At 68.1% G+C, this 26,054-nt stretch carries 28 protein-coding genes; 11 read left to right on the top strand and 17 right to left on the bottom strand.

The annotated features are described in order from the left end of the window. Nucleotides 1–645 carry an MBL fold metallo-hydrolase gene (locus VFK57_26015; GenBank protein ID HET7699203.1) on the bottom strand — a complete coding sequence of 215 codons (645 nt, stop codon included), beginning with the start codon at nt 643–645 and terminating at the stop codon, nt 1–3. Nucleotides 646–742: 97 nt separating this feature from the next. Between VFK57_26015 and VFK57_26010 the strand changes: the two genes are divergently transcribed. From VFK57_26010 to VFK57_26000, 3 genes are read left to right on the top strand one after another with little or no spacing between them, the layout of a single operon-like run. Further along, nucleotides 743–1,408 (top strand): CDP-alcohol phosphatidyltransferase family protein, encoded by a 666-nt coding sequence (locus VFK57_26010; GenBank protein HET7699202.1) that lies wholly within the window; start codon nt 743–745, stop codon nt 1,406–1,408. A gap of 23 nt (nt 1,409–1,431) precedes the next feature. Then, nucleotides 1,432–1,794 carry a hypothetical protein gene (locus VFK57_26005; protein ID HET7699201.1) on the top strand — a complete coding sequence of 121 codons (363 nt, stop codon included), beginning with the start codon at nt 1,432–1,434 and terminating at the stop codon, nt 1,792–1,794. After that, a complete protein-coding gene (locus tag VFK57_26000; protein ID HET7699200.1) occupies nt 1,794–2,765 on the top strand; it encodes a pyridoxal-phosphate dependent enzyme in 972 nt (323 codons plus the stop codon). Before VFK57_26005 ends, VFK57_26000 begins: the two co-directional genes overlap by 1 nt. A gap of 33 nt (nt 2,766–2,798) precedes the next feature. Here the strand turns inward: VFK57_26000 and VFK57_25995 are convergent, their stop codons facing one another. Next, entirely contained in the window at nt 2,799–3,791 is a 993-nt protein-coding gene (locus tag VFK57_25995) for a serine/threonine-protein kinase (protein ID HET7699199.1), read from the bottom strand. A gap of 15 nt (nt 3,792–3,806) precedes the next feature. After that, nucleotides 3,807–4,514, bottom strand: coding sequence for an SDR family oxidoreductase (locus VFK57_25990; GenBank protein HET7699198.1), 708 nt, complete (start codon nt 4,512–4,514; stop codon nt 3,807–3,809). Between the two features lie 30 nt (nt 4,515–4,544). Here VFK57_25990 and VFK57_25985 point away from each other — a divergent pair, with 30 nt between their 5' ends. Beyond that, the gene (locus VFK57_25985) at nt 4,545–5,396 is read left to right on the top strand and encodes a hypothetical protein (GenBank protein HET7699197.1); all 852 of its coding nucleotides are present in this window, start codon (nt 4,545–4,547) and stop codon (nt 5,394–5,396) included. Here VFK57_25985 and VFK57_25980 read toward each other — a convergent pair. The 5 genes from VFK57_25980 to VFK57_25960 all read right to left on the bottom strand — a co-directional run bounded on the left by VFK57_25980 (nt 5,393) and on the right by VFK57_25960 (nt 9,779). Beyond that, the gene (locus VFK57_25980; protein HET7699196.1) at nt 5,393–5,971 is read right to left on the bottom strand and encodes a sigma-70 family RNA polymerase sigma factor; all 579 of its coding nucleotides are present in this window, start codon (nt 5,969–5,971) and stop codon (nt 5,393–5,395) included. The genes VFK57_25985 and VFK57_25980 overlap by 4 nt on opposite strands. A 103-nt stretch (nt 5,972–6,074) precedes the next feature. Continuing rightward, nucleotides 6,075–6,740: a lipoyl(octanoyl) transferase LipB gene (lipB, locus tag VFK57_25975; protein ID HET7699195.1), complete on the bottom strand. Its 666-nt coding sequence runs from the start codon at nt 6,738–6,740 to the stop codon at nt 6,075–6,077. Next, nucleotides 6,731–8,050: a dihydrolipoamide acetyltransferase family protein gene (locus VFK57_25970; GenBank protein ID HET7699194.1), complete on the bottom strand. Its 1,320-nt coding sequence runs from the start codon at nt 8,048–8,050 to the stop codon at nt 6,731–6,733. The genes lipB and VFK57_25970 overlap by 10 nt, the downstream gene beginning before the upstream one ends. Before the next feature lie 35 nt (nt 8,051–8,085). Beyond that, on the bottom strand, nt 8,086–9,528 hold the full coding sequence (gene lpdA, locus VFK57_25965) for a dihydrolipoyl dehydrogenase (protein HET7699193.1): 1,443 nt from the start codon (nt 9,526–9,528) through the stop codon (nt 8,086–8,088). Further along, complete coding sequence (locus VFK57_25960; protein HET7699192.1) at nt 9,528–9,779, bottom strand: hypothetical protein; 252 nt, start codon at nt 9,777–9,779, stop codon at nt 9,528–9,530. Before VFK57_25960 ends, lpdA begins: the two co-directional genes overlap by 1 nt. Nucleotides 9,780–9,795: 16 nt before the next feature. On the opposite strand from VFK57_25960, the gene VFK57_25955 reads away from it, so the two are divergent. The 5 genes from VFK57_25955 (at nt 9,796) to VFK57_25935 (ending at nt 16,923) form a co-directional block, all read left to right on the top strand. Next, nucleotides 9,796–11,199: a sigma-54 dependent transcriptional regulator gene (locus tag VFK57_25955; protein HET7699191.1), complete on the top strand. Its 1,404-nt coding sequence runs from the start codon at nt 9,796–9,798 to the stop codon at nt 11,197–11,199. Between the two features lie 356 nt (nt 11,200–11,555). Beyond that, entirely contained in the window at nt 11,556–12,971 is a 1,416-nt protein-coding gene (locus VFK57_25950; protein HET7699190.1) for a radical SAM protein, read from the top strand. A gap of 466 nt (nt 12,972–13,437) precedes the next feature. Next, the gene (locus VFK57_25945) at nt 13,438–14,916 is read left to right on the top strand and encodes an ABC transporter substrate-binding protein (protein HET7699189.1); all 1,479 of its coding nucleotides are present in this window, start codon (nt 13,438–13,440) and stop codon (nt 14,914–14,916) included. After that, nucleotides 14,913–16,661, top strand: coding sequence for a sensor histidine kinase (locus VFK57_25940; protein HET7699188.1), 1,749 nt, complete (start codon nt 14,913–14,915; stop codon nt 16,659–16,661). The genes VFK57_25945 and VFK57_25940 overlap by 4 nt, the downstream gene beginning before the upstream one ends. A 13-nt stretch (nt 16,662–16,674) precedes the next feature. Beyond that, nucleotides 16,675–16,923, top strand: coding sequence for a hypothetical protein (locus VFK57_25935; GenBank protein ID HET7699187.1), 249 nt, complete (start codon nt 16,675–16,677; stop codon nt 16,921–16,923). 68 nt (nt 16,924–16,991) lie between these two features. Here VFK57_25935 and VFK57_25930 read toward each other — a convergent pair whose 3' ends face one another. Further along, the gene (locus VFK57_25930; protein ID HET7699186.1) at nt 16,992–17,291 is read right to left on the bottom strand and encodes an HU family DNA-binding protein; all 300 of its coding nucleotides are present in this window, start codon (nt 17,289–17,291) and stop codon (nt 16,992–16,994) included. A gap of 171 nt (nt 17,292–17,462) precedes the next feature. Here VFK57_25930 and queF point away from each other — a divergent pair, with 171 nt between their 5' ends. Both queF and VFK57_25920 read left to right on the top strand, forming a co-directional pair. Continuing rightward, nucleotides 17,463–17,813, top strand: a complete 351-nt coding sequence (gene queF, locus VFK57_25925) for a preQ(1) synthase (protein HET7699185.1) — start codon at nt 17,463–17,465, stop codon at nt 17,811–17,813. Nucleotides 17,814–17,830: 17 nt separating this feature from the next. Next, nucleotides 17,831–18,103 carry a Smr/MutS family protein gene (locus VFK57_25920; protein ID HET7699184.1) on the top strand — a complete coding sequence of 91 codons (273 nt, stop codon included), beginning with the start codon at nt 17,831–17,833 and terminating at the stop codon, nt 18,101–18,103. Here the strand turns inward: VFK57_25920 and VFK57_25915 are convergent. Genes VFK57_25915 through VFK57_25880 form a run of 8 tightly spaced genes read right to left on the bottom strand, consistent with a single transcriptional unit; the run spans nt 18,100 to nt 26,047 of the window. Further along, on the bottom strand, nt 18,100–18,774 hold the full coding sequence (locus VFK57_25915) for a methyltransferase (GenBank protein HET7699183.1): 675 nt from the start codon (nt 18,772–18,774) through the stop codon (nt 18,100–18,102). The genes VFK57_25920 and VFK57_25915 overlap by 4 nt on opposite strands. Further along, nucleotides 18,771–20,123, bottom strand: coding sequence for a hypothetical protein (locus VFK57_25910; protein HET7699182.1), 1,353 nt, complete (start codon nt 20,121–20,123; stop codon nt 18,771–18,773). The genes VFK57_25915 and VFK57_25910 overlap by 4 nt, the downstream gene beginning before the upstream one ends. Beyond that, nucleotides 20,120–20,488 carry a DUF192 domain-containing protein gene (locus tag VFK57_25905; protein HET7699181.1) on the bottom strand — a complete coding sequence of 123 codons (369 nt, stop codon included), beginning with the start codon at nt 20,486–20,488 and terminating at the stop codon, nt 20,120–20,122. Before VFK57_25905 ends, VFK57_25910 begins: the two co-directional genes overlap by 4 nt. Continuing rightward, the gene (locus VFK57_25900; protein ID HET7699180.1) at nt 20,485–21,393 is read right to left on the bottom strand and encodes a type II secretion system F family protein; all 909 of its coding nucleotides are present in this window, start codon (nt 21,391–21,393) and stop codon (nt 20,485–20,487) included. The genes VFK57_25905 and VFK57_25900 overlap by 4 nt, the downstream gene beginning before the upstream one ends. A 2-nt stretch (nt 21,394–21,395) precedes the next feature. Next, on the bottom strand, nt 21,396–22,367 hold the full coding sequence (locus tag VFK57_25895; GenBank protein ID HET7699179.1) for a type II secretion system F family protein: 972 nt from the start codon (nt 22,365–22,367) through the stop codon (nt 21,396–21,398). After that, the gene (locus tag VFK57_25890; protein HET7699178.1) at nt 22,367–23,677 is read right to left on the bottom strand and encodes a CpaF family protein; all 1,311 of its coding nucleotides are present in this window, start codon (nt 23,675–23,677) and stop codon (nt 22,367–22,369) included. The genes VFK57_25895 and VFK57_25890 overlap by 1 nt, the downstream gene beginning before the upstream one ends. Beyond that, nucleotides 23,678–24,865, bottom strand: coding sequence for an AAA family ATPase (locus tag VFK57_25885; GenBank protein ID HET7699177.1), 1,188 nt, complete (start codon nt 24,863–24,865; stop codon nt 23,678–23,680). A gap of 3 nt (nt 24,866–24,868) precedes the next feature. Next, the gene (locus VFK57_25880) at nt 24,869–26,047 is read right to left on the bottom strand and encodes a pilus assembly protein TadG-related protein (protein HET7699176.1); all 1,179 of its coding nucleotides are present in this window, start codon (nt 26,045–26,047) and stop codon (nt 24,869–24,871) included. Nucleotides 26,048–26,054 lie beyond the last annotated feature (7 nt).

Genomic DNA, 26,054 nt, shown 5'->3' with positions numbered 1-26,054 from the left:
CTAGCAGGAGATCAGAAACGGGTTGGTCCGTTTCTCGCGGCCGATGGTCGTGGCCTCGCCGTGCCCGGACCAGACGACGGTCTCGTCGGGGAACTGGAACAGGACGTCCCGGATCGATCGGAGCAGCGTCGGCGCGTCTCCCCCGGGGAGATCCGTCCGGCCGATCGATCCGGCGAACAGCGTGTCGCCAACGAAGAGCGTCGCCGCGCTGTCGCCGTCCCGGCTGACCGCGAGGCAGACGCCGCCGGGACAGTGGCCCGGCGTGTGAAGGACGCGCACGCGGTAGCGTCCGAAGCGAAGCGGCCCCTCCCCGTCATAGAAGCGATCGACGGGAGGCTGCGGCTCGACGCGAAGCCCGAACATCCGCCCCTGCTCGACCACCTGTTCGTAGAGGAAGTTGTCGTCGCGATGCAGCCAGACGGGCACGTCGAGCGCGCGCTTCGCGGCGCCGACGCCCGTGACGTGATCGAGGTGCGCGTGCGTGAGCAGGATGCCGACGATCGAGAGCCGGTGGTGCGCCGCGGCGGCCAGGAGCGCCTCGACTTCGTCTCCCGGGTCGATGACGACCCCTTCGCGCGTGTCCTCGCAGCCGAGGACGAACCCGTTCTTGTAGAACGGCTCGGCGGCGCGGCGTTCGACGATCACGATTGCCGCCCTCTACCGCTCATGCGCATGGCTCTAGGCTATCGCATGAGCCCCCGGCCCCCTGTTCTGCGCCTTTCCGGGCATGGGAGCACATGCCGTGGAATTCCGAATGGTCAGGGAGCACAACAGCGTGCTGGCGGCGTCCGAGAAGCGCCTGCTGATACGGATGGCGGGACGCCTGCCGGGCTGGGTGAACTCGGACCACCTGACCTTCACCGGGGCCGCGGCCATGCTCGGTATCGGCGCCTGCTTCTGGGCGGGCGGCGGAGCGCTCTGGCTGGTGATTCCGCTGCTCGCCCTGAACTGGTTCGGCGACAGCCTGGACGGCACCCTGGCGCGAGTGCGCCGCCACGAACGCCCGCGATACGGCTACTACGTCGACCACGTGCTGGATGCCGTCGGGTTCGCCTGCCTGTTCGGCGGGCTGATGCTCGGCGGCCGGATCAGCCTCACCCTCGGGCTCGGGTTCCTCGCCGCCTACTACCTGCTGGTCGCGGAGATCTCGATGGCGACCCACGCGCGCGGCACCTTCCGGATGGCGTTCATGAAGGTCGGCCCGACGGAGCTGCGCATCCTGCTCGCCGCCGGCACGATCCAGTTGATGCGGTCGGATGTCGTGACCATTCTCGGCCGGCAGTGGCTGCTGTTCGACGCCGGCGCCGCGGTCGCCATCGCCGGCCTGCTCATCGCCTTCGCCGCGTCCGCCGTCCGCAACGGCGCCGCGCTCTATCGCGAGGAACGACTGCCGGCGGCGAACGGCTGACGGCAAACTGATAGGATCGGCTCGTGCCGATCCTCGCCGCCGTCGACGACTTCCTGTTCCGTTCCAAGATCCGCGCGACGGCGAAGCACGTCAACGCGGAGATCGTCTTCGCGCAGACGCCGGAGGACATCGTCGCGCAGGCGCGGGCGCTGAAGCCGTCGCTGGTCATCATCGACCTCAACAGCACGAAAGCCGATCCGGTCGTCGCGATCGCGGCGCTGAAGCAGGATCCGGCGCTCGCCGGCACCCGCACCATCGGGTTCGCCTCGCACGTGCACGTCGCGCTGATCCAGGCGGCGCGCGGCGCCGGCGCCGATGAAGTGATGCCGCGCTCCGCGTTCGCCGGCAACCTCGCGGCGATCCTCGCGTCCGGCGCCGCACAGTAGTGGTCGCGCTCGACGACATCGCCGCCGCGCGCACGCGGATCGCCGGCGTCGTGCAGACCACGCCGCTGCGCGTCTCGGAGTGGCTGTCCTCGCCCCGCGCCGCGGTTCTCCTGAAGATCGAGACCGTTCAGCCGACCGCGTCCTACAAAATCCGGGGAGCGGTGAACGCCGCACAGCGCGTCCGCGACACGGCCACGGGGACTGCGCCGGCGATCGTCGACGGGCCGCGGCTCGTGACCGCGTCCGCGGGAAACCACGGCAAGGCGCTCGCCCACGCGGCGAAGATGCTCGGCCTGCCGCTGGTCGTCTTCATTGCCGCCGACGCTCCCCGCGCCAAGATCGACGCGATCCGGCAGGCCGGGGCCGAGCTGCGCGAATGCGCCGATTACGACGCGGCGGAGCGCGCGGCCAAGGCTCATGCCGCAACCGGCGGCGCGGTGTACATCTCTCCGTACTCGCATCCGGACGTGATCGCCGGCGCCGGGACGATCGGGCTGGAACTGCTCGAGCAGGAGCCCGGGCTCGACGCGGTCGTGGTGCCGATCGGCGGCGGCGGATTGATCAGCGGCGTCGGCATCGCGCTCAAAGCGCTCAATCCGAAGGTCCGCGTGATCGGCGTCGAAGTCGAAGCGTCCTGTCCGTTCACGAAGAGCCTGGCGGCGGGACGTCTGGTCGCCGTCGACGTGAGCCCCTCGCTGGCCGACGGGCTGACCGGCAACCTCGATCCCGACACGATCACGCTCGACATCGTTCGAGACGTGGTCGACGAGATCGCCGTGGTGGACGAGCCGCTGCTGCGGCGCGCGCTCGCGGGCGTCGTGCGGCACGAGCACTTGCTGATCGAAGGGGCCGCGGCCGCGGGCGTGGCGGCGGTGCTGGGCGGGAAGATTCAGCTGCGCGGGAAGGTCGCGGTGATCCTCACCGGTGCAAACATCGACGTCGACCGCCTGCTCTCCGTGTTCACCGAGTAGATTTCCAAATTCCCAAATTTCCAGATTTCCAGATTATCGCGTGAGGAGCCACCAGACGAGGCCGGCGGCGGCCGCCGCGGCAATCAGGGCGCCGGCAAGCAGTCCCGATGCCCGGCGGTCCGGCGATTCGTCGATCGGAAGCAGCGCGGACCGCTCGTCCTGGACGTCGCCGCTTCGAACGTCGAGCACGGCCGCGACGCTGCGCAGCTCCGCGGCGAGCGCCGCGGCGCTCTGCTGACGCTGGCCGAGATCCCGCGTCAGCGCCCGAGCGATCACCGCGTCCAGATCTTTCGGGACCGCGCCGTTGGCCTGCGACGGCGGCGGAATGGATCCCTGGATGACGTTCACGATCGTGTCCGACGCGGTCGCCGCGGCAAACGGGTTGCGCCCGGTCACCAGCTCGTAGGTCAGCGTCCCCAGCGAAAAGACGTCGGTCCGTTGATCGACGGTGTCGCCGAGCGCCTGCTCCGGCGACAGGTACCCGATCACCGAGACGGTCTCCGCCGGCAGATCGTCGGCGGCGCGTGCCGCGCGGCTGCGCAGCGCGCCGCCGTTGGTCCACGGCGCAAGCCCGAAATCGAGAATCTTCGCGCTGCCCTTGGTGGTGACGACGATCGTGTCGGGGCGAAGGTCGCCGTGGATGATGCCGTGGGCGTGGCCGTCGGCCACACCGTCGGCGATCTGGATGGCGAGATCCAGCGCGCGTCTCGGGTTCATCGGCACGCCGGCGGACTCGTCGCGGAGGCGTCGCCCGGCGGCGAACTCGTAGGCGAGGTAGTGCACGCCGTCGGCCTCGCCGACGTCCCATAACGTGGCGATGTTCGGGTGCGAGAGGGTCGCGGCCGCGGACGCGGCGTCGAGCAGGCGGGTGAGACGCGCCGGATCTCCGGCCAGCGCCGGTGAGACGACCTTGAGCGCCACCGTGCGCCCCACCTTGGTGTCGCGCGCGCGATAGACCTCGCCGATCCCCCCCTCGCCGATGCGCTCGAGGACGTTGTAGTGGGCGATGCGTGCCGGCAGGGTCATCGAGCGCGCCGCGCCTCAGCCCTTGCGAGGGCGGGAGGGGCGCAACTCCACGCGGCTGGCGAGGCTGCGCGCCTCGTGCGACAGCAGATCGACGACCACACGGGCGACGTCATCGGCGGTGAGCTTCCAGTCGTCCGTGCCTTGCGGCTGGACGCCATCGGGATGGCTGAACGCCGTCGCCACCGAGCCGGGCATGACGTAGCTGACGCGAATGTTGTCGTAGCGGACTTCCTGCATGAGCGCTTCGCTGAACGCGTTCAGCCCGGCCTTCGACGCGCAGTACGCCGCGCCGCCGGTGAACGCGTTCTTGCCGGCGAGGCTGCTGATGTTGACGATGTAGCCGCCGCCGGCACGGCGCATCTCGGGCAGCGCCGCGCGGGTGCAGTAGAACACACCGCTCAGGTTCGTGTCGACCACTTCCCGCCAGGTGTCGATGGACATGTCGGCGACGTGGGCGAAGCGTCCGACGCCGGCGTTGTTCACCAGGATGTCGAGACGGCCGAAGCGCGCCACCGTCTCGTCCACCGTGCGCTGCGCGTCGGCCGGATTGCGCACGTCGGCGGCAATCGGCAGGACGCCGGCGCCGCCGCCGAGCCGTTCGTGCGCGCGTGCGAGATCCTTCTCGTTCCGCCCCGTGATCGCGACCTGGGTGCCGCGCTCGAGCAGCGCGCGTGCGACCGCCAGGCCGATTCCCTTCGATCCGCCAGTGACAATGCCAACCATGGTGTCCCAGCATAAACTAGGCACGAACGCATGAGCATCGTCGCGATCATCGGGGCCGGGCCGCTCGGCGGCGCGCTGGCGCAGGCGCTGGCGGAGCGCGACCGGGTGAACGAAGTCCGCCTGATCGATCCCGAAGGACGGATTGCCGATGGAAAGGCGCTCGACCTGCTGCAGTCGGCGCCGGTCGAAGGATTCACCACGCGGCTCACCTCGGCGCAGTCGTACGCCGCGGCCGCGGGGGCCGATGCCATCGTCTTCGCCGATCCGATCGCCAGCGGAGAGATCGCCGGTGAACCGGGACTGCCGATCGTGCGGCAGCTTGCCCGGCTCGACGCCGAGGCGCCGCTGCTCTTCGCCGCCGGTGCCGCGCGCCAGCTCATGGCGATGACGATCGGCGAGCTGCACGTGGCGCCGCGGCGGGTCGTCGGATCGGCGCCGCTCGCACTCGAATCCAGCGTTCGCGCGATCACCGCCGCGCTGATCGACGTCAGCCCCGCGGATCTGTCGATCGGCGTCGCGGGCGTCCCGCCCCGGCACGCCGTGATCGGGTGGGATGCGGCAACCGCGTTCCATCAACCGATCGGCGCGATCCTGCCGGCTCATCTGATGGCTGCGGTGTCGGCGCGCGTGCCGGCGATGTGGCCGCCTGCGCCATACGCGCTGGCCAGCGCGGCGGCGCGCGTGGCGGAAGCGCTCGCCGGCGGCTCGCGCCGCCGTTACACGTGCTTCGCAGCGGCGGACGCGGCCGACGTCGGCCGCAACGTGATCGCCGCGGTGCCCGTGGAGATCCGGAAGGGCGGGATCGCCCGGACGCTCACGCCGGCGTTGAGCCGGCATGAACGAACGGCGTTCGAGAATGGACTGGCGCGGGCGGGTGCTTAGTTGACCGACTCGCGGGCGTGCAGCTCGAGCCCGCCCGCGAAATCGTCGAGGTGCCTGCGCAGAATGAGGCGGCCGCGGTGCAGCCGCGACTTCAGCGTCTGCGGCTTCACCCGCAGGATCGCGCTGGCTTCTTCGGTCGACAGCCCGTGGATGTCGCGCAGCAGGACCGGGACGCGATACACCTCCGGCAGATGGCGCAGGGCGCCGACGAGCCGGTCGCGCATCTGGGCGCGCATCACCTGATCGTCGGCCAGCGCGCTCCAGTCGGCCGGTTCCGCCTGGGCGTACTCGGGCGAGTCACCGGTGAAGTCCGGCGTCTGCAGCTCGACCGTGCGCATCGGGCGGATCGAGCGCAGCCGCGACATCGCGGTGTTGAACGTGATTCGATAGATCCAGGACGACAGGGCGGCGTCGCCGCGGAAGGCTTCGATCTTCCGGTACACCTTCAGCAGGACGTCCTGTGCGACCTCCTCGGCATCTTCCCAATTCTTCAGGTACCGGAACGCAAGCTGCTGGATTCTCGGGCCGTAGAGGGACGCCAGTTCCGCGACGGCCGAGCCGTCTCTGGCGCGCATGCGGCCTACCAGATCGCGTTCCGATTCGTGCTGACGCATTCTGTGGCCTCCGTGTGAGAAGAGAACACCGGGGCCGCCAGTCTTATTCCCGCGGGTAAGGGACTTACAATGAGTAAGTTATCGGGGCGAATACGGCCGAGAAGGCCGCCTCAACCGCGCCGGCTACCTCATCCATTGGCACCCGCCGGCCGAGGAGCTGCGCCATCGACGTGACCCCCTTGTCCGTGATGCCGCAAGGGACGATCAGGCCAAAGCGGGAAAGGTCGGTGTTCACGTTCAGCGCGAACCCGTGGCTCGTCACCCAGCGGGAGATGCGCACGCCGATCGCGGCGAGCTTCGCCTCCCGCTCCGCCGGTCCGACCCAGATTCCGGTCAGGCCGGGCACGCGCCGCGCCGCAATTCCGAACCCCGCGACGGCCTGGATCAGCACCTCCTCGAGGTCGCGGACGTAGCGGTGCACGTCGCAGCGATCCGGTTTGAGGTCGATGATCGGATAGCCGACGAGCTGCCCGGGACCATGAAAAGTGACGTCGCCGCCGCGGCCGGTCTCGAATAGCGCGACCCCCTTGTCGGCGAGCGACGCCTCGCTCTCGAGAACGTGCGTGCGATCGTTCCGCGCCTTGACGCCGAGCGTAATGACGTCGGGATGTTCGAGCAGCAGCAGTTGATCGGGGATCTCGCCGCGCTTCCGCTGCTCGACCAGCTCGCGCTGCAGATCGAGCGCGCGCTCGTAGCCGGTGAGTCCGAGCCGCTTCAGGACTACATCCACGCTTCGTCGAACTTCTCGAGACGTTCCTTCAGGTAGGAGAGGAAACGGCCCGCGTCCGCGCCGTCGATCAGGCGATGGTCGTAGCCGAGCGACAGGTGGCACGTCGGGTGGACCGCAATGGCGTCGCCGTCCGGTGTCGAGACGACCACCGCGCGCTTCTCGATCGCGCCGACGCCAAGGATCGCCACCTGCGGCTGATTGATCAGCGGCAGGCCGTAGACGGCGCCGAAGATCCCCGGATTGGTGATGGTGAACGTCCCGCCCTGAACTTCCTCGGGGTTGAGCTTCTTCGAGCGTGCCCGCACCGCGAGATCGTCGATCGCGCGGCTCAGCCCGAGCAGGTTCTTCTCGTCTGCGTTGCGGATCACCGGGACGATCAGCCCCTGTTCGAGGGCGACGGCAATGCCGAGATTGATGTCCTTCTTGTAGACGATGTTGTCGCCGTCGATCGAGGCGTTCACCACGGGAAACGCGCGGACCGCGTCCACGACCGCCTTGGCGATCAGCGCGGTGAACGACAGCTTGGCGCCGTTGCGCTCGTACTCCCCCTTCTTCTTCTCGCGGAGCCGCGACAGGCGATGGAAGTCCACCTCGTACACCGAGTAGACGTGCGGCGACGTGCGCGCGCTGATCACCATGTGCTCGGCGATCTTCTTGCGCATGATCGACATCGGCACGATCTCGACCTTGTCGCCTCCCTTGAACGCCGGGATGTGCCCGGCGGACGGGCGCTGCGCCTTGCCCTCCGCAGCGCCGCCAGCCGCCGGGGAGGGGGAGGAGGCGATGTAGCCGAGGATGTCGTTCTTGGTGACCCGCCCGCTGACGCCGGTGCCGTTGATCTGGCGGATGTCGACATTGTGCTCGCGCGCGATCTTGCGCACGAGCGGCGACGACTTCTGCCGGCGCAGATCTTCGGCTGACTCAGGCGTGTGGTGGTCTCCAGCCTGAAGGCCGGGATCTCCTGCCTGAACGCTGGAGCCGCCTGCAGGCGGTTGTCCCACCGCCGCTTCAGGAAGTTCGGACGTCGCTGGCGCCGCCGCCGCCGGCGCCGATCCCGCCGCGGCTGCGTCAGCAGCGGAGCCGGAACCGATTACCGCCACCACCGAATTGACGGGGACGGTCTCCCCTTCCTTCACCTTGATCTCGGTGAGAACGCCCGCGCTGGGCGACGGAATCTCGGCGTCCACCTTGTCGGTCGAGATCTCGAACAGCGGCTCGTCGCGGTCGACGTTGTCGCCGACTTTCTTGATCCACCGGACGATGGTCCCCTCGGCGATCGATTCGCCCATCTGGGGCATGACGACGTTCATGGGCATAGCTTACCGCCAACCGCGCGCCGCCGGCGTCAACTGTGGATCGCCGCCCCGTGGGTCGCATGCGCCGCCTCGCCCACCGCCTCCGACATCGTCGGATGGGCGTGAATGGTGCGAATCAGCTCTTCGACCGTGCACTCCAGGCGCAGCGCGAGCGTGGCCTCGGCGACCAGCTCGGTGGAGCGCGGGCCGATCATGTGAACGCCGAGCACTTCGTCGTACTTCTTCTCGGCGACGATCTTCACGAACCCCTCGGTCTCGTTGGCCATCCGGGCGCGGCCGAGCACGCTGAACTTGAACGTGCCGACGCGGACGTCGAAGCCGCGCTCCTTCGCCTTCGCCTCCGTCAGGCCGACGCTGCCGATTTCCGGGTCGCAGTAGGTGCAGCCCGGTACGTGCTCGTAGTTGATCGGGCGGAACTCGCGGCCGGCGATCCGCTCCGCCAGCGCGATCCCCTCCGCCGACGACAGGTGCGCGAGCTGCGGATGGCCGGGCTGCTCGAACGTAATCACGTCGCCGATCGCGGAAATGCCCTGCACGCCGGTCCGGTACTGCGGGTCGACGCGGATGTAGCCGCGGTCCATCCGCAGCCCGGCCTCCTCCGCGCCGAGCCCGCCGGTCACCGGCCCGCGGCCGGTGGCGACCAGCAGATACTCCGCGCTCAGCTTCTGCGACTTGCCGTCGGGCGTCTGCGCCTCCAGATCGACGCCGTTCGCGCCGGCTTTCGCACCGGTCACCTTGGTGCCGGTGAGCACCTTGATCCCCTGCTTCTTGAACGAGCGCTCCAGCTCGGTGGAGACCGCCTCGTCTTCGACCGGCACGATCCGCGGCAGCAGCTCGATCAGCGTGACGTCGCTGCCGAAGCGGCGGAAGATCGACGCGAACTCGACGCCGACCGCGCCGCTGCCCATGATGACGATCGACCTGGGGATCGTCTTCATGTTGATCGCTTCGTCGCTGGTGATGATGCGCTTGCGATCGATCTCGATGCCGGGCACGCTGCGCGGCTGCGACCCGGTGGCGACGACGATCTCCTTGCGCGCCGCCAGCGTCTGCTGGTCCCCCTCGGTGATCTCGACCTGGCCCCTGCCGGCGAGCCGGCCCGAGCCTTTGATCCAGTCGATCTTGTTCTTCTTGAACAGGAACTCGATCCCGCCGGTGAGTCCCTTGACGATCTTGTCCTTCCGCGCGTGGACCTGGGTCATGTCGATGCCGATCGCCTGCGCCGGGTCCTGTCGGGCGGCGGCCTGCCCGATCGTCAGCCCCCACTCCTTCCAGTCCTGCGCGATCTTCAGCGCGTGCGCGTGCTCGAGCAGCGCCTTCGTCGGGATGCAGCCCCAGTTGAGGCAGGTGCCGCCGAGCACGGGGGCGCGCTCGACCACGGCGGTCTTCAGTCCGAGCTGCGCGGCGCGTATCGCGGCGACGTAGCCGCCGGTGCCCGAGCCGATGACGACGACGTCGTACTCGTTGGCCATTAACCCTTCTTCTTGATCGAATTGAGCGGCACGAAGGCGATCGTCTCGCCGGACGCGGGGGCCGCCGGCGGCTCGGCCGGCTCGCTTTCGGGGTCGAGGCGGTGCACCTGCGAGCGCAGCCGCGTGAAGTCGTAGCGCAGCTCCCAGTAGGACTGGGTCAGCGCTTCCAACTTGCGCGCGAGCCGGCCGGCGCGGATCCACGCCGCCGCCGCGAGCAGCAGCGCCACGACGGCGGTCCCCCACAGGAGCATATCCGGTCATATTACAATGCCCGCACCCACCATGAGCCGCGCGATGAAGACGATCCTGATCTGCGACGACGATCAGGGCATGCGGGACACGCTGACGGCGATTCTCAAGCGCGACTACCGCGTGCTGACGGTCTCGAGCGGCGAGGCGGCGCTGGCGCTGCTGAAGAACGAGGACGTCGACCTGATCCTGCAGGACATCCGCCTGCCGGGCATCAGCGGCTTCGACGTGCTCCGCATCGTCAAGGAGAACTACAGCCTCATCGAGTGCATCATGATCTCGGCGATCAACGAGGTCGAGACCGCCGTGCAGGCGATGAAGCACGGGGCGTATCACTACATCACCAAGGACTTCGACTACGACGAGCTGCGCTCGCTGGTGCGCAACGCGTGCGAGCGGCAGGACCTGAACCGCCAGGTGATCACGCTCAGCGCGCAGGTCGCCGAGCAGAGCGAGCGCGAGTTCCTGATCGGCCCGTCGCGCCAGATCCGCGACATCGTCGATCTCGTGCAGCGGGTGGCCAAGCTGTCGGCGACGGTGCTGATTCTCGGCGAGAGCGGCACCGGCAAGGAGCTGCTGGCGCGGCTGCTGCACAAGGAGTCGGGGCGCGGCGACGCGCCGTTCATCGCCGTCAACATGTCGGCCATTCCCCATGAGCTGGTCGAGAGCACGCTGTTCGGCCACGAGCGCGGCGCGTTCACCGGCGCCGTGAAGCAGCAGCTCGGCAAGTTCGAGCTCGCGGCCGGCGGCACGCTGTTCCTCGACGAAATCGGCGACCTGCGCTTCGACCTCCAGGCGAAGCTGCTGCGGGCGATTCAGGAGGGGGAGATCGAGCGCGTCGGCGGAACCAAGCCGATCCGCACCGACTTCCGCCTGGTGGCGGCGACCAACATCGATCTCGAGCGGGCGGTGAAGGACGGCCGCTTCCGCGAAGACCTGTACTACCGGATCAACGTGATCCCGATCCGCATGCCGCCGCTCCGCGATCGCATCGAGGATCTGCCGGAGCTGGCGCGGCTGTTCCTCGATCGCTACAAGGGGAAGTTCCGCAAGCCGGTGAAAGGGGTCGCCGATTCAGCGCTGAAGATCCTGGCGTCGTACTGGTGGCCGGGGAACATCCGGGAGCTCGAGAACCTGATCGAGCGGCTCGTCGCGGTGAGCGACAAGGAATGGATCACGGACGAGGACCTGCCGCTGGAGTATCACTTCGCCAAGCTGGACGCCTCCAGCGTCGCCAGCGAGACGCGGTTCCAGGAAGCCTGCGACACGTTCGAGCGCAACTTCATCCTGCGCGCGCTGGAGAAGTCCGACTGGAACGTCACCGCCACGGCGCGGTACCTGGGGATCCCGCTGAGTACCTTGAAGCACAAGATGCAGCGGCTGGATCTGCGGGATCTGGCCCGGAAGCTGCGCGGGGCCTGACCCACCGTTCCCGCGGCTGACGGCCGGCCGGCGGGACAAATCCGTCTGCGCCGGTGGGGCCGCCTGCCCACACGTCGGCCAATCGGTTGGCCGCCCGGGTCAATCGATTGGCCGTTTTGGCCGGTCAAAATCGTCATCGTGCGCGCCTGCCGCGCACGGAACCCTGATCCAAAGAGTCAGATCGACAAAGCTGCAATTCGCCGCCGAAGTGACTACTCCGCGTACGGCATAGGACTCTTCCGACAGCCCGATGCGCGCCGGAACACCCGTTGCTGTTTCAGGTGCCGCGCGCCCGATCGCGCGTGCAGTTCGCCCCCACAGCAAGAGTCTTTCCGGGTTCGGCGGCAGGAGTACGCATGCAGGCCTCGATGTTCAACGTTCGGGTCCCCCTCGATCAGGGAGACGCCGTGTTCCTGATGAACACGTTCACCGACGCGCAGCTGATCGTCAGCCGCGACGTGGTCGACCTCCTCGACCGCGTGCACGCGCGCGAGGTGTTCTCCGACGAGGAGCGCGACACCGTCGAGCAGCTCGTCGAGCAGGGCTTCCTCGTCCGCGATCGCGAGAGCGAGCGCGAGGAGCTCAGGGGGTTCTTCCGCGACGTGCGCGAAGGCACCGACACGCTCAAGGTCACCGTGCTGACGACGCTGCAGTGCAACTTCGCCTGCGACTACTGCGTGCAGGGGGATCACGGGGACTACAACAGGACGGCGGGGCGGATGTCGTCCGACATGGCGGCGCGCGTGGCGTCGTGGGTCGAGGGGCGGATGGAGGCTATCGCGCCCAGGCGGCTGGTGCTCACGTTCTTCGGCGGCGAGCCGCTGTTGAACCTGCCGGTGCTGTATTACCTGGCCGAGCGGCTGCACGACGCCTGCCGCGCGCGCGGCGTCGAGATACTCATCAACATCATCACCAACGGCCTGCTGCTGACGCGAGCGATGGTCGAGCGGCTGAACCCGCTCGGTCTCAACGGCGTCAAGATCACGCTGGACGGCGACCGCGACGCGCACAACCGTTCGCGTCCGCTGCGCGGCGGCCAGGGGACGTTCGACAGGATCATCGCCAACACCCGCGCCGTGGCGGACCTGACGCGCATCGCCGTCGGCGGCAACTTCGAGGTGGACACCGCCGAGACCTATCCGGCGCTGCTCGATTTCCTCGCCGCGCAGGACTTCGCGCCGCGGCTCTCCAAGGTGACGTTCAAGCCGGTGATCCGGCCGTCGACAGGCGCCGGCCGCGGCGTGATTCCGCTCACCGTCGTCGGCGCCGACAGCAAGCCGCTCAACGGCGCGTGCATGACTTCCGCCGGAACCGGCGTGAGCCGCGTCTGCGATTCGTGCAACTTCGTCGACGAGAAGATGGCGTACCTCCGCGAGGAGACGAAGAAGCGCGGCTTCTCGACCGCCGACGGCGTGCACATGGGGCCGTGCGAGATCCACAAGGAGCACGCCTACACGATCGGTCCGGACGGGTCGCTCTTCGCGTGTCCGGGGTTCGCCGGCGAAGCGCGGCAGTCCACCGGGCACATCGACGGCCGCGACGAGGACGTCCGCAGCCAGGCGCTGCGGAATTTCGAGCGGCTCGCCGCGTGGGAGCAATGCCACGACTGCGCGTTCATCCCGGTCTGTGCCGGCGGCTGCACCGTGGCGGCGCACAACGAGCTGGGAGACATGCACGCCCCCAACTGCCACAAGTCGAGCTTCGAGGCGGGCGTGATCGCGCTCGCGCGCGAGGCGGCGGCGCAGGCACCGGACGCGATGGCCGCCCGCTAGCAACCAGGGTCATTCAGACAAAGGAGAGAGAGCGATGAAAGGCAAGAAGACGAACAACCCGAAGAAGAACGGCACGCTGCGCCCCTGGCTGGTGGATGTCGTCGTCGACAACCTGCGCTGAGTGGAGAGTGCATTCATGAAGATCACCGTCATCAAGAAGACGAACGGCAAGGTCAAGACCATGGCCGGCTGCCCCTGGATTCTCGACGAGCCGCCCGCCGCCAAGAACTAGGTGTCGTTTCGCGAATCGGCTTATTCACCGGACAGGAGAGCGATCATGAAAATCACGGTTATCAAGAAGACGAACGGCAAGGTCAAGACCATGGCGGGCTGCCCCTGGATTCTCGACGAGCCGCCCGCGTCCAAGCAGTAGGCGGCGGCACGGCGACTGGCGCCGTAGGTTCGTTCCGTCGATAATCGTAGTGTCATCTCCGTGCTGACACTACGGCGTCGTCCCTTCGCTTTGATGGCCATCGTCGCCGCAGCCGGCGTGTGCGCGCCGGGCTGTGCGCGGCAGCCGCCGGGCGACCCGCCGCTCGCGGTGCGCATCGGGATCGGGGCGCCGATCGGGACGCCGGGATCGGGCGCGGGTACGGTGGTCGCCAGCCTCGTGAGCGATCCGTGGGTGACCAACAAGCCGGACGGCCGGCAGGCCGAGCGAATCGCCAAGAGTTGGGAATGGGATTCGACCGGCACCAGACTGCGGCTCAAGCTCCGCGACGACGTCCTGTTCCACGACGGAACCAGGCTGACGCCGGAAATCGGCGCCGAGGCGCTCCGCCTGACGAAGGCGCGCCGCGACGCGGTCAGCTTCGTGAACATCACGTCGATCGAGCCGGTCGGGCCCGACACGATCGAGATCACGCTGCCCGCGCCGAATTCCTTCATCCTGCCCGATCTGACTGCAGTGCTCGTGGTCAAGCCCGGACAGCCGGAGATCGGCACCGGCCCCTTCAAATTCGCGAGCCAGACGGACCAGGAAACGAACCTCGTCGCCTTCCCGAAGTACTACCGCGGGCATCCCGCGATCACGACCGTCAAGGTCACGAACTACCCGACGCAGCGCAACGCCTGGGCGGCCCTGATGCGCGGCGAGCTCGACATGCTTCACGAAGTGCGGCGCGAGGCCGCCGACTTCGTCGAGCGCGAAACCACGGTCAAGACCTACAAGTTCCCCCGTCCCTACTACATTCCCCTGGTCTTCAACGTTCGGCATCCGGTTCTGAAGCGCGCCGACGTCCGCCAGGCGATCAACGAAGCCGTCGATCGCGCGGCGCTCGTGCGCGACGGGATGAGCGGCCGCGGACGCCCGGCCGATGGTCCGATCCCGCCGGAACACTGGGCCTACTCTCCTCCCGCCACGCCGTTCCTGTTCAACCCGGACAGCGCCCGGCAGCGGCTGGACTCGGCGGGGCTGAAGATCCAGCAGTCGGCGGCCGGGACGCCCGTGCGCTTCTCGTTCGAATGCCTGGTGTTCGCGAATGACTCGAGGTTCGAGCGCGTCGCCCTGCTCGTTCAGAAGCAGCTCGCGGAGGTCGGCGTCGACATGCGCATACACCCGGTGCCGCAGGACGAGCTCGTGCCCCGTCTGGCGAGCGGCCGGTTCGATGCCTTCCTGTTCGAGATGGCCGGGCGGAACCTGAGCTGGGTGTACGAATTCTGGCGATCGAAACCGGTGTCGATGAACAACTCCGGATATCGCGGGGCGGACGCCGTCCTCGACCGCATCCAGAGCGCGCGCACCGACGACGAGATCCGGTCGGCGGTGGCTGAACTCGAGCGCGTCCTGCACGACGATCCACCGGCGGCGTTTCTCGCCTGGCAGGAGACGTCGCGTGCCGTCTCCGCCAAGATCGACGTGCTGGCCGAACCGAATCGGGATGTCATGACGAACATCTGGATGTGGCGGCCGGCAACGGCGGCCGGAACGCAGGCCTCGCGGTGAGGCGCATCACCTCCCGGTTCGTTCTGCTGATCGCCACGGCGGCGATCCTGCCGTTGGTCGTCTACGGCATCGTCTCGATCGGCTCGCTGCGCAGCGGCACCGCCGCATCCGTCGTCGACGGCAATCAGAAGGTCGCGAAGCAGGTCGCCGAGCAGGTCGGCATGTACATGCAGCACAACACCCGCGTGCTGCAGTCGGTGGGCTCGGAACTCACCGCCACCGGGCTGACGCCGTGGCAGCAGGAGCGGATTCTCAAGGACTACGTGCTCCAGTTCCCCGAGTTCAGGGAAATCACGCTGTTCGACAGTCTCGCGAAACCGCTCTCGACCAGCGCGCTCGCGGCCACTCGTCTCGCGGTCGCGGAAGAGGCGCGGCGCCGGCCGGATCGCGCGCACATCTCACCTCTGAAGTTCGACGACGACGGCCTGCCGACGACGACCATTGCCGTCCATCTGGGGCGGGTGGACCGGGGCGCCGGCTGGATCGTCGGCGAGATCGCCCTCGAAGAGCTGTGGCGGACCGTCGACCGCATCCGCGTCGGTCAGCAGGGCTACGCGCTGCTCGTCAGCGAAGAGGGGCGGCTCATCGCCCACGGGAACCCGGACGAGAAGCGGACGATCGCCGATCCCGATCAGGTGCGATCGGCGGCGGAGCTGACGTTTGCCGCGGATTATCTCGCCGGACGCAAGGTCTTCGACAGCTACGAGCAGAACGGCCAGACGATCATCGCGGTCGCGGCATCGGTATCCGATCCGAAGTGGCTCGTCATCGTCGAGCAGCCGGAAACCGAGGCGATGGCCACGGCGAAGCGGATCGAGCGCCAGCTGTTCGCCGCGATTCTGCTCGCCCTCGCGGGCACCATCATTCTCGGGTGGCTGTGGGGACGCAGCTTCATCCAGCGCATCTTCGCGCTGACCCGCGTCACCCGGGCGCTCGCCGAGGGGAAGCTCGAGACCCGCGTGGCGCTGAGCGGGCAGGACGAGATCCGCGAACTCGGCGACGCGTTCAACTCGATGGCCGACCGCCTGGTCGAGCTGCAGGAAGACATCCGCAAACAGGAACGTCAGGTGATGTTCGGGCGCATCGCCGCCGGGCTGGTCCACGATCTCTCGCACCCCATCCAGAACATCGGCAACAGCTGCAAGCTGATCCTCAAGATGTGGGAGGACGCGGAGTACCGCGACACCTTCCGGCGGATGGTCGAGCGCGAGATGCAGATCGTCAAGCGGGTGCTCGAGGACCTGCAGAACATCGCCAAGCCCATCCCGCTCGAGCGCTTCCCGATCGAGTTGAACCGCTCGGTCGGCGACGCGATCGAATCGATGCAGCCGCTGGCCGAGACGGCCGGCATCACGCTGCGCGCCGAGCTGTCCGCCGAGCCGCTCTACGTCGAGGGGGACGTGTTCGCGCTCGGCCGGGTCTACCGCAACCTCGTCGTCAACGCCATCCAGGCGACCGCCCCCGGCGGGCTCGTGGTCGCCGCGGTGGAAGGGCAGGACGACCGCGTCCAGGTGCGCGTCTACGACACCGGCTGCGGCATTCCCGCGGATCGGCTGCAGGCGGTGTTCGAGGACTTCGTCACGACCAAACGGCGCGGGCTCGGCCTCGGGCTGGCCATCACGCGAAAGATCGTGGAGCAGCTCGGCGGACGAATCAGCGTCGCGAGCGAAGTGGGCAAGGGAACCACCTTCGTCATCGACTTCCCGCGCACCAGCGCGAGGCCGATGGCGCAGGCGGCGGGATAGGCAGGGAGACACCATGTTCCGCAAGCTCGTGCAGACGGCGCAGGTCGAAGTCGACGGGCAGTCGTACGTCGTGCACTACTTCGAACACCGCACCGCGCGCGGCGCGCGGCGGTTCAGCGGCGAAGTCATCCTCGACGCCGAGGACCGCATCATCCTGGACGACGACTCGCTGCCGAGCCTGCAGGCCCGGGTGGCGCGGCTGGCGCCGGCGACGATCTACAGCCGGGCCCTCGCCTCGAAGGCGCCGTCGGTGGCGGCGTAGCGGTACGTGCGACAGGCCGGACGTACGTCCGGCCTGTCAGTGTTCGTCCGACGCGCCGAGGCCGTGCGCTACTTCTTCGGAAGGACGGCGTCCTTCAGCTGCTTCGCAATCCGCGCCTTGACCACGGTCTTCGCGGGGATCTTGATCTGCTCGCCGGTCGCGGGGTTGCGCCCCATCCGCGCCTTGCGCTTCTGGACGACGAGCTTCACCATCCCGGGCAGCACGAACTCGCCGGAGCGCTTCAGCTCCTTTTCGGCGAGCACGTTCAGCTCGTCGAAGAACTCGCGGGCCTGCGTCCGCTTGACCTCGAAGCGATCCGCGAAGTGCGAGAACAGTTCGGATTTGCCCATCCTGCGGGCCTCTGCCATCGGCTATTCCCCTTGCTTGGGCGCGCTCCTCGAAATCCCGCCTGAGCCGCGCGCGCGTTGCGGAGGCAGCGGAGGAAAATTCAAAAAATCAGGCTCGTATCCTATAGCGCGCGGTTTTGCGGTGTCAATCGCCGACCCGCGAAATACCCGCATGAATGCTACACTTTTTTGATGTCGTTGGAGACGTTCCCCAACCCGCAGCCCGGCCGCGACTACGAGATTTCCATCCGCTGTCCCGAATTCACCTCGGTGTGTCCCAAGACCGGCCTGCCCGATTTCGGCGAGATCCGGATCGCGTATACCCCCGACCGTCTCTGCATCGAGTTGAAAGCATTGAAGTACTACCTGCTGGAGTTCCGCAGCAAGGGCATCTTCTACGAGGCGGTCACCAACCAGATCCTCGACGATCTGGTCGCCGCCTGCGCCCCCCGGAAGATGACGGTCGTCGGCGACTTCACCGCGCGCGGCGGGATTTCGACCTCGGTCACCGCGACCTACGAGAAGGGGGGATCTCCCGCCTGACGGCCGGAGATCTCGGCGTGGGCGTCCATCGAATCCCGATCGAGAGCAGCCTCGATCTGCACGCGTTCCACCCCAGGGATATCCCCTCGGTGGTCGAGGAATACATCCGGGCCGCGCACGAGGCCGGCTTGCGCGAGGTCCGTCTCGTTCACGGCCGCGGCGCCGGCATCCAGCGCGGGATCGTGCAATCGGTGCTGGAGCGCCATCCGATGGTGGCGGCGTTCCACGACGCGCCCGAATCACATCTCGGGGCGACGGTGGCGATGCTGCGATTGGAGAAGGGGGATTAGAACACGCCCGGGACGATCCGCCAGCGCACCCGATCCATGTAGGCGCGATACTCGGGATCGAGCGCCAGCGTCTTCTCTTCGCACATGGCGCGGAGCATCAACGCCACGTCGGCGACCACCAGCACGGAGAGGTTCCAGCCCGCGGGGTTCGCGATGATGAAACCCAGGTGGGTGATCAGGTAGCCGAGATAGATCGGGTGGCGGACGACGCGGTACATCCCGGTGCTGACCACGCCGCGGTTTGCCGGCGTCAGGCCGAAGCTGCGGCCCAGCGAGAGCTTGCCGAAGACGACGATCATCAGGCCGCAGGCCGAGATCGCGATGGTGAGGAACTCCGGCGCGACGGCGACGCCGGCCGGCCGGACCAGCGGCGGTCCGAACGTGGCGAAGGCCGTCAGGATCCGCGCCTTCCAGCTGCGATCGACGACGGCGGCGGTGCGGCGGATCAGCGTCAGCGCGACGACCAGCGCTTCGCTCACGAGCAGCAGCAGCCCGGTGACGTGGCCGGTCTGCGCGAAATCCTGCGCGATGGCGGTGGCCATCGCCGAGAAGAGCGTCAGGATGAAGACCTTTGCCGCGAGCTCGCCGTAGTCGCGGCGCGCGGCGCGCGGGCGGGAGCGCTCCGGCTCCACCCGGTAGGCGGTCTGGGTGCGCGTGAGCGCCAGGCTCATGACAGGGCGGTCTCTTTGCTCTGCGACGCGCTCTCTTCGAGGAAATAGTTCCCGCAGGCGGCGTCGAGCATGTCGCGCGTAATCACCGGCTCGCGGTTCTGGTAGCGGCACATGTCGACGACCTGCTCGATCAGATCGCGCGGGTGGCAGGCGCGCATCTGGATCTTGCGGCGCTCGTAGTAGGCGCGCTGCAGGTACTCGACCATCACCGCGTCGAAGGGCAGGCCGCGCTTGCGGCAGTTCAGCTCGAAGATCTTGCCGTATTCCTCGACCGTCGGGTTCTGCGCCCGGATCTTGTAGGGGATGCGGCGGAGGAACGCCTCGTCGGCCAGCGACTCGGGCTGCAGGTTGGTCGCGAAGATGATGAACACGTTGAACGGGATCTCGAACTTGCGCCCGGTGTGCAGCGTCAGGTAGTCGACCCGGCTCTCGAGCGGGACGATCCAGCGGTTCAGCAGGTCGCGCGGCGGGATGCGCTGGCGGCCGAAGTCGTCGACGACGAACACGCCGCAGTTCGCCTTCATCTGGATCGGCGCTTCGTAGAACTTCGCAATCGGGTTGAAGGTCAGGTCGAGCATCTCGAGCGTGAGCTCGCCGCCGACCACCACCACCGGCCGCCGGATCTGCTCCCAGCGGCGATCGTAGACGGCGACGGAGATGACGCTGGATGCCGCCGACGGCACACCGGTCCGGGTGTGGCTGACCGGATCGAACATCGTGATCGTCTGGCCGTCGACGTCGATCGCGTGCGGGATGTGCATGTCGGTGCCGAGCGCCCGGCCGATCCCTTCCGCGACGACGGTCTTGCCGTTGCCCGGGGCGCCGTAGAGGAACAGCGACTTGCCCGAATTGACCGCCGGCCCGAGCCGCTCGTACATCGCCTGGTTCACCACCAGGCTCTCGAACCCGCGCGACAGGCGGTCCTTGTCGATCCACGGGCGCGCCGCCATGCTGGCGCGGACGTAGGCGTTGTAGTCCGCCAGCGACACCGGCGCGGGCCCGACGTAGCGGTTGATGTCGAGGAACTGCATCGCGCGCTCGCGCCCGAGATCGGTGAGCACGTAGCGGTAGCCTGCCGTGCCGGCGCCGCTGGCGCCGCGCACCTCGACGAGCTTCTCGACGCGCGCGTGCTGCAGCATCGCGTCGAGCACCGAGTACGGCAGGCGCATGCTCTCGGCGAGCAGCGTGCCGCTCATCTCCCCGGCGATCAGCGTCTTCAGCATCAGCTGCGCGAGCGTGTCGGGGTGCAGTCCGGTGTCGCCGATCGACGCCGGCGGCGCCGGGGGCATCGGCGGCGCGGGACTCGCCGGGGTCGAATCGATCGCCGCGGTCGCTGCGAGGGGGGTCATGCGCGGGCCTCCGCCATTTCGAGCCGCACCTGATGGCCGACCGCGGTACCGGAGGCGGCCAGGGTTCCGGCGGGCAGCTCGAGGACGCCGGCGGTGCCGCGGCGCGGCAGACGCAGGCGCCACGGCTTCAGGTTCGAGACGCAGTCGATCACCGTGCCCGCTTCGTCGAGCGCGAGGACGTCGATCGCGAAGCGCATTCCCCAGGTGTGCACGCCGCGGCTCGGCACGATCCACAGCGCTTCGCCGGGCTCGAGGCCGCTCCGCGAGAGCAGGCCGACCGCCCGGGTCGCACGCGTGTCGGCGACGCCGACGCGATCCGCCAGCACCTTGCCGACGCTGGTGTTGCGCGCCACCATCCGCCTCATCGCGCCTTCTCCACCATCGGGAACAGCACGGTGACGAACTTGATCGCGGCCGGGCCGATGGTGATGACCCAGATCGCCGGGAAGATGCAGACGACCAGCGGGAACACCATCTTGACGCCGGTCTTGGCCGCCGCTTCCTCGGCGCGCTGCCGGCGCTTGGTGCGCAGCGTCTCCGAGTAGACGCGCAGCGACTGCGCCACGCTGGTGCCGAACTTGTCGGTCTGGATCAGCATCGTGACGAGCGACGAGAGGTCGTCGACGCCGGTGCGATCCGCCAGGTTCCGCAGCGCCTCGGCGCGCGGCTTGCCGGCGCGCAGCTCGAGGTTGATCAACCGCAGCTCGTCGGCGAGCTCGGGATAGGCGAACGCCAGCTCCTGGCCGACGCGCTGCAGCGCCGCATCGAGACCGAGGCCGGCCTCGACGCTGACCACGAGCAGGTCGAGCATGTCGGCGAGCGACAGGCGGATGCGGTGGGCGCGGCGCTTCGCCATGCGCGCCAGCACCATGCCGGGCAGGATGTAGCCGAGGCCGAGCGCGCCGAGCGCCATCGTGATGTTCGGCCGCGCGAAGATGCCGCCGGCGAACAGCGAGAACAGTCCGAGCGCGAACGTCACGCGCATGCCGAAGAAGATCGTCAGCGCCTCGTCGCGGCGGAACCCGGCCTGCACCAGGCGGAGCCGCAGGCTGCCCATCTCCTTCGGCGACTTCGGCGCCCGCTCCCCGAGCCGCTTGAACATCGCGATCAGCGACTGGAAGCGCGGCCTCTGCTCCTCGTCCCGCGCCATCGTCAGCTCTTCGAGCCGGCGATCGATCGCCGCGGCGCGCGACGGCGCCAGCGCGTACGCCAGGGCGAGGACCAGCCCCGTGCCGAACGCGAACCACAACACCGGAATGATGGACGACACGGCTACACCTCGATCTTGACGACTTGCTTAATCCAGAAGTACCCGACGGTCTGCATGATGACCGTCGCGCCGAGCATCATGTGACCGAGCCGTTCGGTGAACAGCAGCTGCATGTGCTCGGGGTTGATGAACGCCAGCGCAATCGCCAGGAACACCGGCAGCCCGAGCAGCACGTAGCCGGTCAGACGGCCGTGCGCGGTGTAGACGCGGACCTGGCGCAGAATCTTGAACCGCTCGCGGACCACGTGCGCCAGGTTCTCGAGAATCTCCGAGAGGTTGCCGCCGGTCTCGCGCTGGATCAGCACCGCGGTCGAGAAGAACCGCACGTCGAGCAGCGGGATCCGCACCGTGAGGTTCGCCAGCGCGTCCTTGAGCGGCAGACCGAAGTTCTGCTCGTCGAACGTCTTGCGGAACTCCGGACCGATCGGCTCCGGCATCTCGTCGGCGACCATCTTCAACCCGGTGGCGAACGCGTGGCCGGCCTTCAGCGCCCGGGAGATGAGGTCGAGCGCCTCGGGGAAGGCCTCTTCGAACGCGCGCAGACGGCGCGTGCGCTTCACCCGCAGGTACACGAACGGGATGGCGAACCCGAGCGCGCCGCCGCCGAGCCAGCCAATCGCCATCCGCAGGGCCGCCGAGGCGATGAAGCCGAAGACCAGCGCCGACGCGAACGCAATCAGCAGCAGCCCGCTGATGCTGACCCGCACCCCCGACTGCTCGATCCACGTCGCGAGCGCGGAGCCGCGCGTCGTCCCGGCCGCCATGCGGTCGAGACCCGGCAGCAGCCCCTCGTGCTTCTCCTTGACGAGCTGCCCGCCGGCCTCCTCGGGGGTGGACTCGGGCGCGGTCGTCAGCTGCTCGAGGCGCGCGTTCAGCTTCCGCTGCGCCAGATAGCCGGGCAGCTTGGTGATGAGCAGGTAGACGCCGAACACGACGCCGGCGCCGAGGATGAAGGTCGAGAGTACCGCAACCATTACCGCACCTCGACGACGCCTTCGAACATGTCAGGCGGCAGATGAATACCGGAGGCCTTCAGGCGCTCGCACGCCTTCGGGCGGACGCCGGTGGCGCGGAACCGGCCGAGGACCTTGCCGTCCTGGTTCACGCCGAGCTTCTCGAACAGGAAGATCTCCTGCATGGTGATGGTGTCCCCTTCCATGCCGGTGATCTCGGAAATGCTGGTCACCTTGCGGGTGCCGTCGCTCATGCGCGACTGCTGGATCACGATCTGGATCGCGGCGGCGATCTGCTGGCGCATCGCCCGCTCGGGCAGATTGGTCGCCCCCATCGCGATCATCGTCTCGATTCTCGACAGCGCGTCGCGCGGCGTGTTGGCGTGGACGGTGGTCAGCGATCCGTCGTGGCCGGTGTTCATCGCCTGCAGCATGTCGAGCGCTTCCTCGCCTCGGGTCTCGCCGACGACGATGCGGTCGGGACGCATACGCAGGGCGTTGACCAGCAGCTGCCGCTGCTTGATCGCGCCCTTGCCTTCGACGTTCGGCGGACGCGTCTCGAGCCGGGCGACGTGCTCCTGGTGCAGCTGAAGCTCCGCCGCGTCCTCGATGGTGACGATGCGCTCGCGCTCGGAGATGAACGCCGACAGCACGTTCAGCAGCGTGGTCTTGCCGGCGCCGGTGCCGCCGCTGATCAGCATGTTCAGCCGCGCCCGCACGCAGTGCTCGAGGAACTCGAGCATCGGCCGGGTCATCGAGCGGATGTTCACCAGGTCGTGCGCCTTCAGCCGCTCGGCCGGGAACCGGCGAATCGAGAGGAGCGGGCCGTCGACCGCCAGCGGCGGGATGATGGCGTTGACGCGCGAGCCGTCGGCCAGACGGGCGTCGACCATCGGCGAGCTGTCGTCGACGCGGCGCCCGACGCCGCTGACGATGCGGTCGATGACGCGCATCAGGTGCCGATCGTCCTGGAAGGTCGTCGGCAGCCGTTCGAGCTTGCCCTGCCGCTCGACGTAGACGTTCTTGTAGGTGTTGACCAGGATGTCGCTGACCGACGCGTCGCGCAGCAGCGGCTCGAGCGGGCCGAGGCCGAACACCTCGTCGATGACGTCGGCGAAGAACGCCTCGCGCTCGCTCATGCTGAGCGGCGTCCCCTCCTCCGCGATCAGCTCGAAGAGCAGGGTGCGGATCTCCGACTCGGCGCGCGAGCGGTCCGCCGAGGCGAGCGCCTCGAGATTCAGCCGGTTCAGCAGCTTGCGGTGAACGTTGGCCTTCAGCTCGAGGTAGCCGGGCCGCGGTGCGATGTTCGAGGTCGATGCCGTCGCGATCATTTAGAACATCCCCAGGAAAGACGCGCGTTTGCGCTCCGGTTCGACCTTGGATTCCTCGGCCATGCCGACCAGCTGGCGGGTGAAGCTGTCGAACTGGCTGGCGAGGTCGGTGCTGTTGGTCAGGGCCAGCGGCACGCCCGAGTTCAGCGCCGTCGAGACCGTGCGGTAGTCGCTCGAGAACGTGTGGTGAATGCCGTAGCCGAGCGCCGTCTCGATCTGCTTCGGCGCGATGAGATTGTTCTCGGACACGCGATTGAGCAGGATCTTCACCCGCTCGCTCCCCGCCCCGAGCTGCCGGACCCGATCCACCAGCCGCTGGGCGTTGCGGATCGAGGGCACGTCGGGATTGGTGACGAGGAAGATCGTGTCCGCGGCGTAGAGCGCGGCGGCGCTGGTCGAGTTGATCACGTTGCCGGCGTCGATCACGACGTAGTCGTAGGCCTTGCCGACGACGCGGAGCAGCTCCTCGAGCGCGCCGGCGTCCTGCGCGTTGGGACGATCGAACTGCTCGGAACCGGCCAGGATGTCGAGGCCGGACTTGTGCTTCGCGACCAGCTCCGCCAGGAAGTTCTTGTCCAGACGGTGCAGGTTCTCGATCGCGTCGAGCACGGTGAACCGCGGCCGCACGCCGAGGAAGAGCGCGACCTCGCCGAGACAACTCTTCAGGTCCACCACGATGGTGGGCCGCTTGGTGAGACGGGCCAGCTCGACGCCGCAGTTCACCGCGACGGTCGTCGTGCCAGCACCGCCTTTCGCTCCAAGGAACACGTGAGTGACGCAGGGCGGCTTCGCGCCGGCCGACGCCGCCTCACGACGTGCCGCGGCCTTCCGGACGGCACCGTGAAACGTCTCTTCGGTGGCGCGTGCCTGCTGCGATCCCTCGGGCGCATTCCAGGGAAAGAACTCGTTGGCCCCGGCGCGCATCGACTGAAGAATCAGGTCGGGCTCGGCCGAGGCGGCGACCGCGAAAATGGCCAGGCTGGCGCTGCTCGCGCGCAGCCGCTCGATGGCGGCAAGGCCGCTGGAGGAGTCCGAACGGATGTCGACCACGACCAGGTCCGGACCGATACCCTCCGCCGACCGCCCTTCGACGATGCCGACGGGAACGCCGCAGGCGCGGATCAACCGCGCCACCTGGCGTTTGAACTCTTCGTCGTAGCTGATGACCTGCGCCGTGAGTTGAGCCATGAGTTACTGAACCAGCCGAATCGCCTTGGGCATGTCGGCCGTGCCGGTGGTCATCGTCCGGTCCCGGATGCCGCCGATGGGAATGATCCGTCCGTGAATCTCGCTGCCGGCGCCGACGTACTCGACGAAGAACCCGATCCAGTTCGCCGTGCGCAGCGAGGCGACGCGGCCGGTCTGGTGCCCTTCGTCGTAGTAGTCGGGGTCGTAGAGCGGGATCGGGAAGATGCGCGGGCTCTGGCGCCCCTCGCCGTACTTGCTGTTCTTCACCGACTTCGTGCCTTCGTCCCAGACCGCGTCGGGATCCTTCGCGATCAGCGCTTCGATACCCTGCACGGTCGGGCCTTCCTTGGCGCCCGGCTCCTGGACCAGCGGATCGTTCCAGCGATAGATCTTCTTGTTGCAGTTGGCGATGTTCCACTCGTAGTCGTCGCCGCCGGTGTCGTCGGTCATCGCCAGCGAGAAGTAGAAGCTCGACTGAATCTTCGTGCCGTTGCTGGCGCGGAGCACCAGCTTCTCGCCGCGGAACTTCTCCGAGTTGTACCCGGAGTAGTTCGGGTTCTTGACCTTGTAGTCCGGCGGCAGATACGCCGGCTCGTACACGTCGGCCGGCGTGAGCACGTTCCCCTTCTTGTCGTAGCGGCTGAAGTCGTCGGACGACTGCCACTCCTTGGTGACCGGGTTCTTCTCGATCCACCGATCCGGAATGGTGAACGGCTTCACGCAGGTCATGGCGTTCGCGGGTGAGGCTTCGCCGGTCGCCACGGCGTTGATGTTCGCCGTCTCGATGCCGAAGTACTTCGCGATCAGCGTATTGACCGTGCGGTGCACCGTGACCTGCACGCGATTCGGCTCGCCCGCGGGATCGTTGAGGAACACGATGTCGGCGTCTTCGACCGTGGGCACGCCGCCCTGGACCAGGTTGGCCTTGGCGGTGGCCTTGGCGTTCACGACCGCCGGTCCGCTGGGCGTGCGATCGTACCAGTCGTCGAAGGCCAGCGAGGTCGCGCCGGCGAGCGCGCCGGCATCCGCGGAGTTCTGCGCCTGGCTGCGCGCCGACATCAGCATGCCGACGTCGATCGCCAGCATGCTGGCGGCCATGAATCCCATGAAGCCGAGCCCGACGAACACCAGGGAGAACCCGGATTCGTCGGCGGCAAACTTCCGGACGCGATTGACTCGCATGGTTCTC

Source organism: Vicinamibacterales bacterium, from assembly GCA_035699745.1.
GTDB lineage: Bacteria > Acidobacteriota > Vicinamibacteria > Vicinamibacterales > 2-12-FULL-66-21 > JAICSD01.
The sequence above is the reverse complement of the archived record's forward strand: the minus strand, read 5'-3'. Positions and strand labels throughout refer to the sequence as shown.

Coding starts and splice junctions, on each gene's coding strand:
- VFK57_25970 (HET7699194.1), bottom strand. CDS start 8,050: ATGAACGTCGTCATGCCCCAGATGGGCGAATCGATCGCCGAGGGGACC.
- VFK57_25980 (HET7699196.1), bottom strand. CDS start 5,971: ATGCGCGCCAGAGACGGCTCGGCCGTCGCGGAACTGGCGTCCCTCTAC.
- VFK57_25910 (HET7699182.1), bottom strand. CDS start 20,123: ATGACCCCCCTCGCAGCGACCGCGGCGATCGATTCGACCCCGGCGAGT.
- VFK57_25880 (HET7699176.1), bottom strand. CDS start 26,047: ATGCGAGTCAATCGCGTCCGGAAGTTTGCCGCCGACGAATCCGGGTTC.
- VFK57_25905 (HET7699181.1), bottom strand. CDS start 20,488: ATGAGGCGGATGGTGGCGCGCAACACCAGCGTCGGCAAGGTGCTGGCG.
- lpdA (HET7699193.1), bottom strand. CDS start 9,528: ATGGCCAACGAGTACGACGTCGTCGTCATCGGCTCGGGCACCGGCGGC.
- VFK57_25950 (HET7699190.1), top strand. CDS start 11,556: ATGCAGGCCTCGATGTTCAACGTTCGGGTCCCCCTCGATCAGGGAGAC.
- VFK57_25990 (HET7699198.1), bottom strand. CDS start 4,514: ATGGTTGGCATTGTCACTGGCGGATCGAAGGGAATCGGCCTGGCGGTC.
- VFK57_25890 (HET7699178.1), bottom strand. CDS start 23,677: ATGATCGCGACGGCATCGACCTCGAACATCGCACCGCGGCCCGGCTAC.
- queF (HET7699185.1), top strand. CDS start 17,463: ATGTCGTTGGAGACGTTCCCCAACCCGCAGCCCGGCCGCGACTACGAG.
- VFK57_25930 (HET7699186.1), bottom strand. CDS start 17,291: ATGGCAGAGGCCCGCAGGATGGGCAAATCCGAACTGTTCTCGCACTTC.
- VFK57_25885 (HET7699177.1), bottom strand. CDS start 24,865: ATGGCTCAACTCACGGCGCAGGTCATCAGCTACGACGAAGAGTTCAAA.
- VFK57_25955 (HET7699191.1), top strand. CDS start 9,796: ATGCCCGCACCCACCATGAGCCGCGCGATGAAGACGATCCTGATCTGC.
- VFK57_25985 (HET7699197.1), top strand. CDS start 4,545: ATGAGCATCGTCGCGATCATCGGGGCCGGGCCGCTCGGCGGCGCGCTG.
- VFK57_25895 (HET7699179.1), bottom strand. CDS start 22,367: ATGGTTGCGGTACTCTCGACCTTCATCCTCGGCGCCGGCGTCGTGTTC.
- VFK57_25945 (HET7699189.1), top strand. CDS start 13,438: ATGGCCATCGTCGCCGCAGCCGGCGTGTGCGCGCCGGGCTGTGCGCGG.
- VFK57_25960 (HET7699192.1), bottom strand. CDS start 9,779: ATGCTCCTGTGGGGGACCGCCGTCGTGGCGCTGCTGCTCGCGGCGGCG.
- VFK57_25915 (HET7699183.1), bottom strand. CDS start 18,774: ATGAGCCTGGCGCTCACGCGCACCCAGACCGCCTACCGGGTGGAGCCG.
- VFK57_25935 (HET7699187.1), top strand. CDS start 16,675: ATGTTCCGCAAGCTCGTGCAGACGGCGCAGGTCGAAGTCGACGGGCAG.
- VFK57_25995 (HET7699199.1), bottom strand. CDS start 3,791: ATGACCCTGCCGGCACGCATCGCCCACTACAACGTCCTCGAGCGCATC.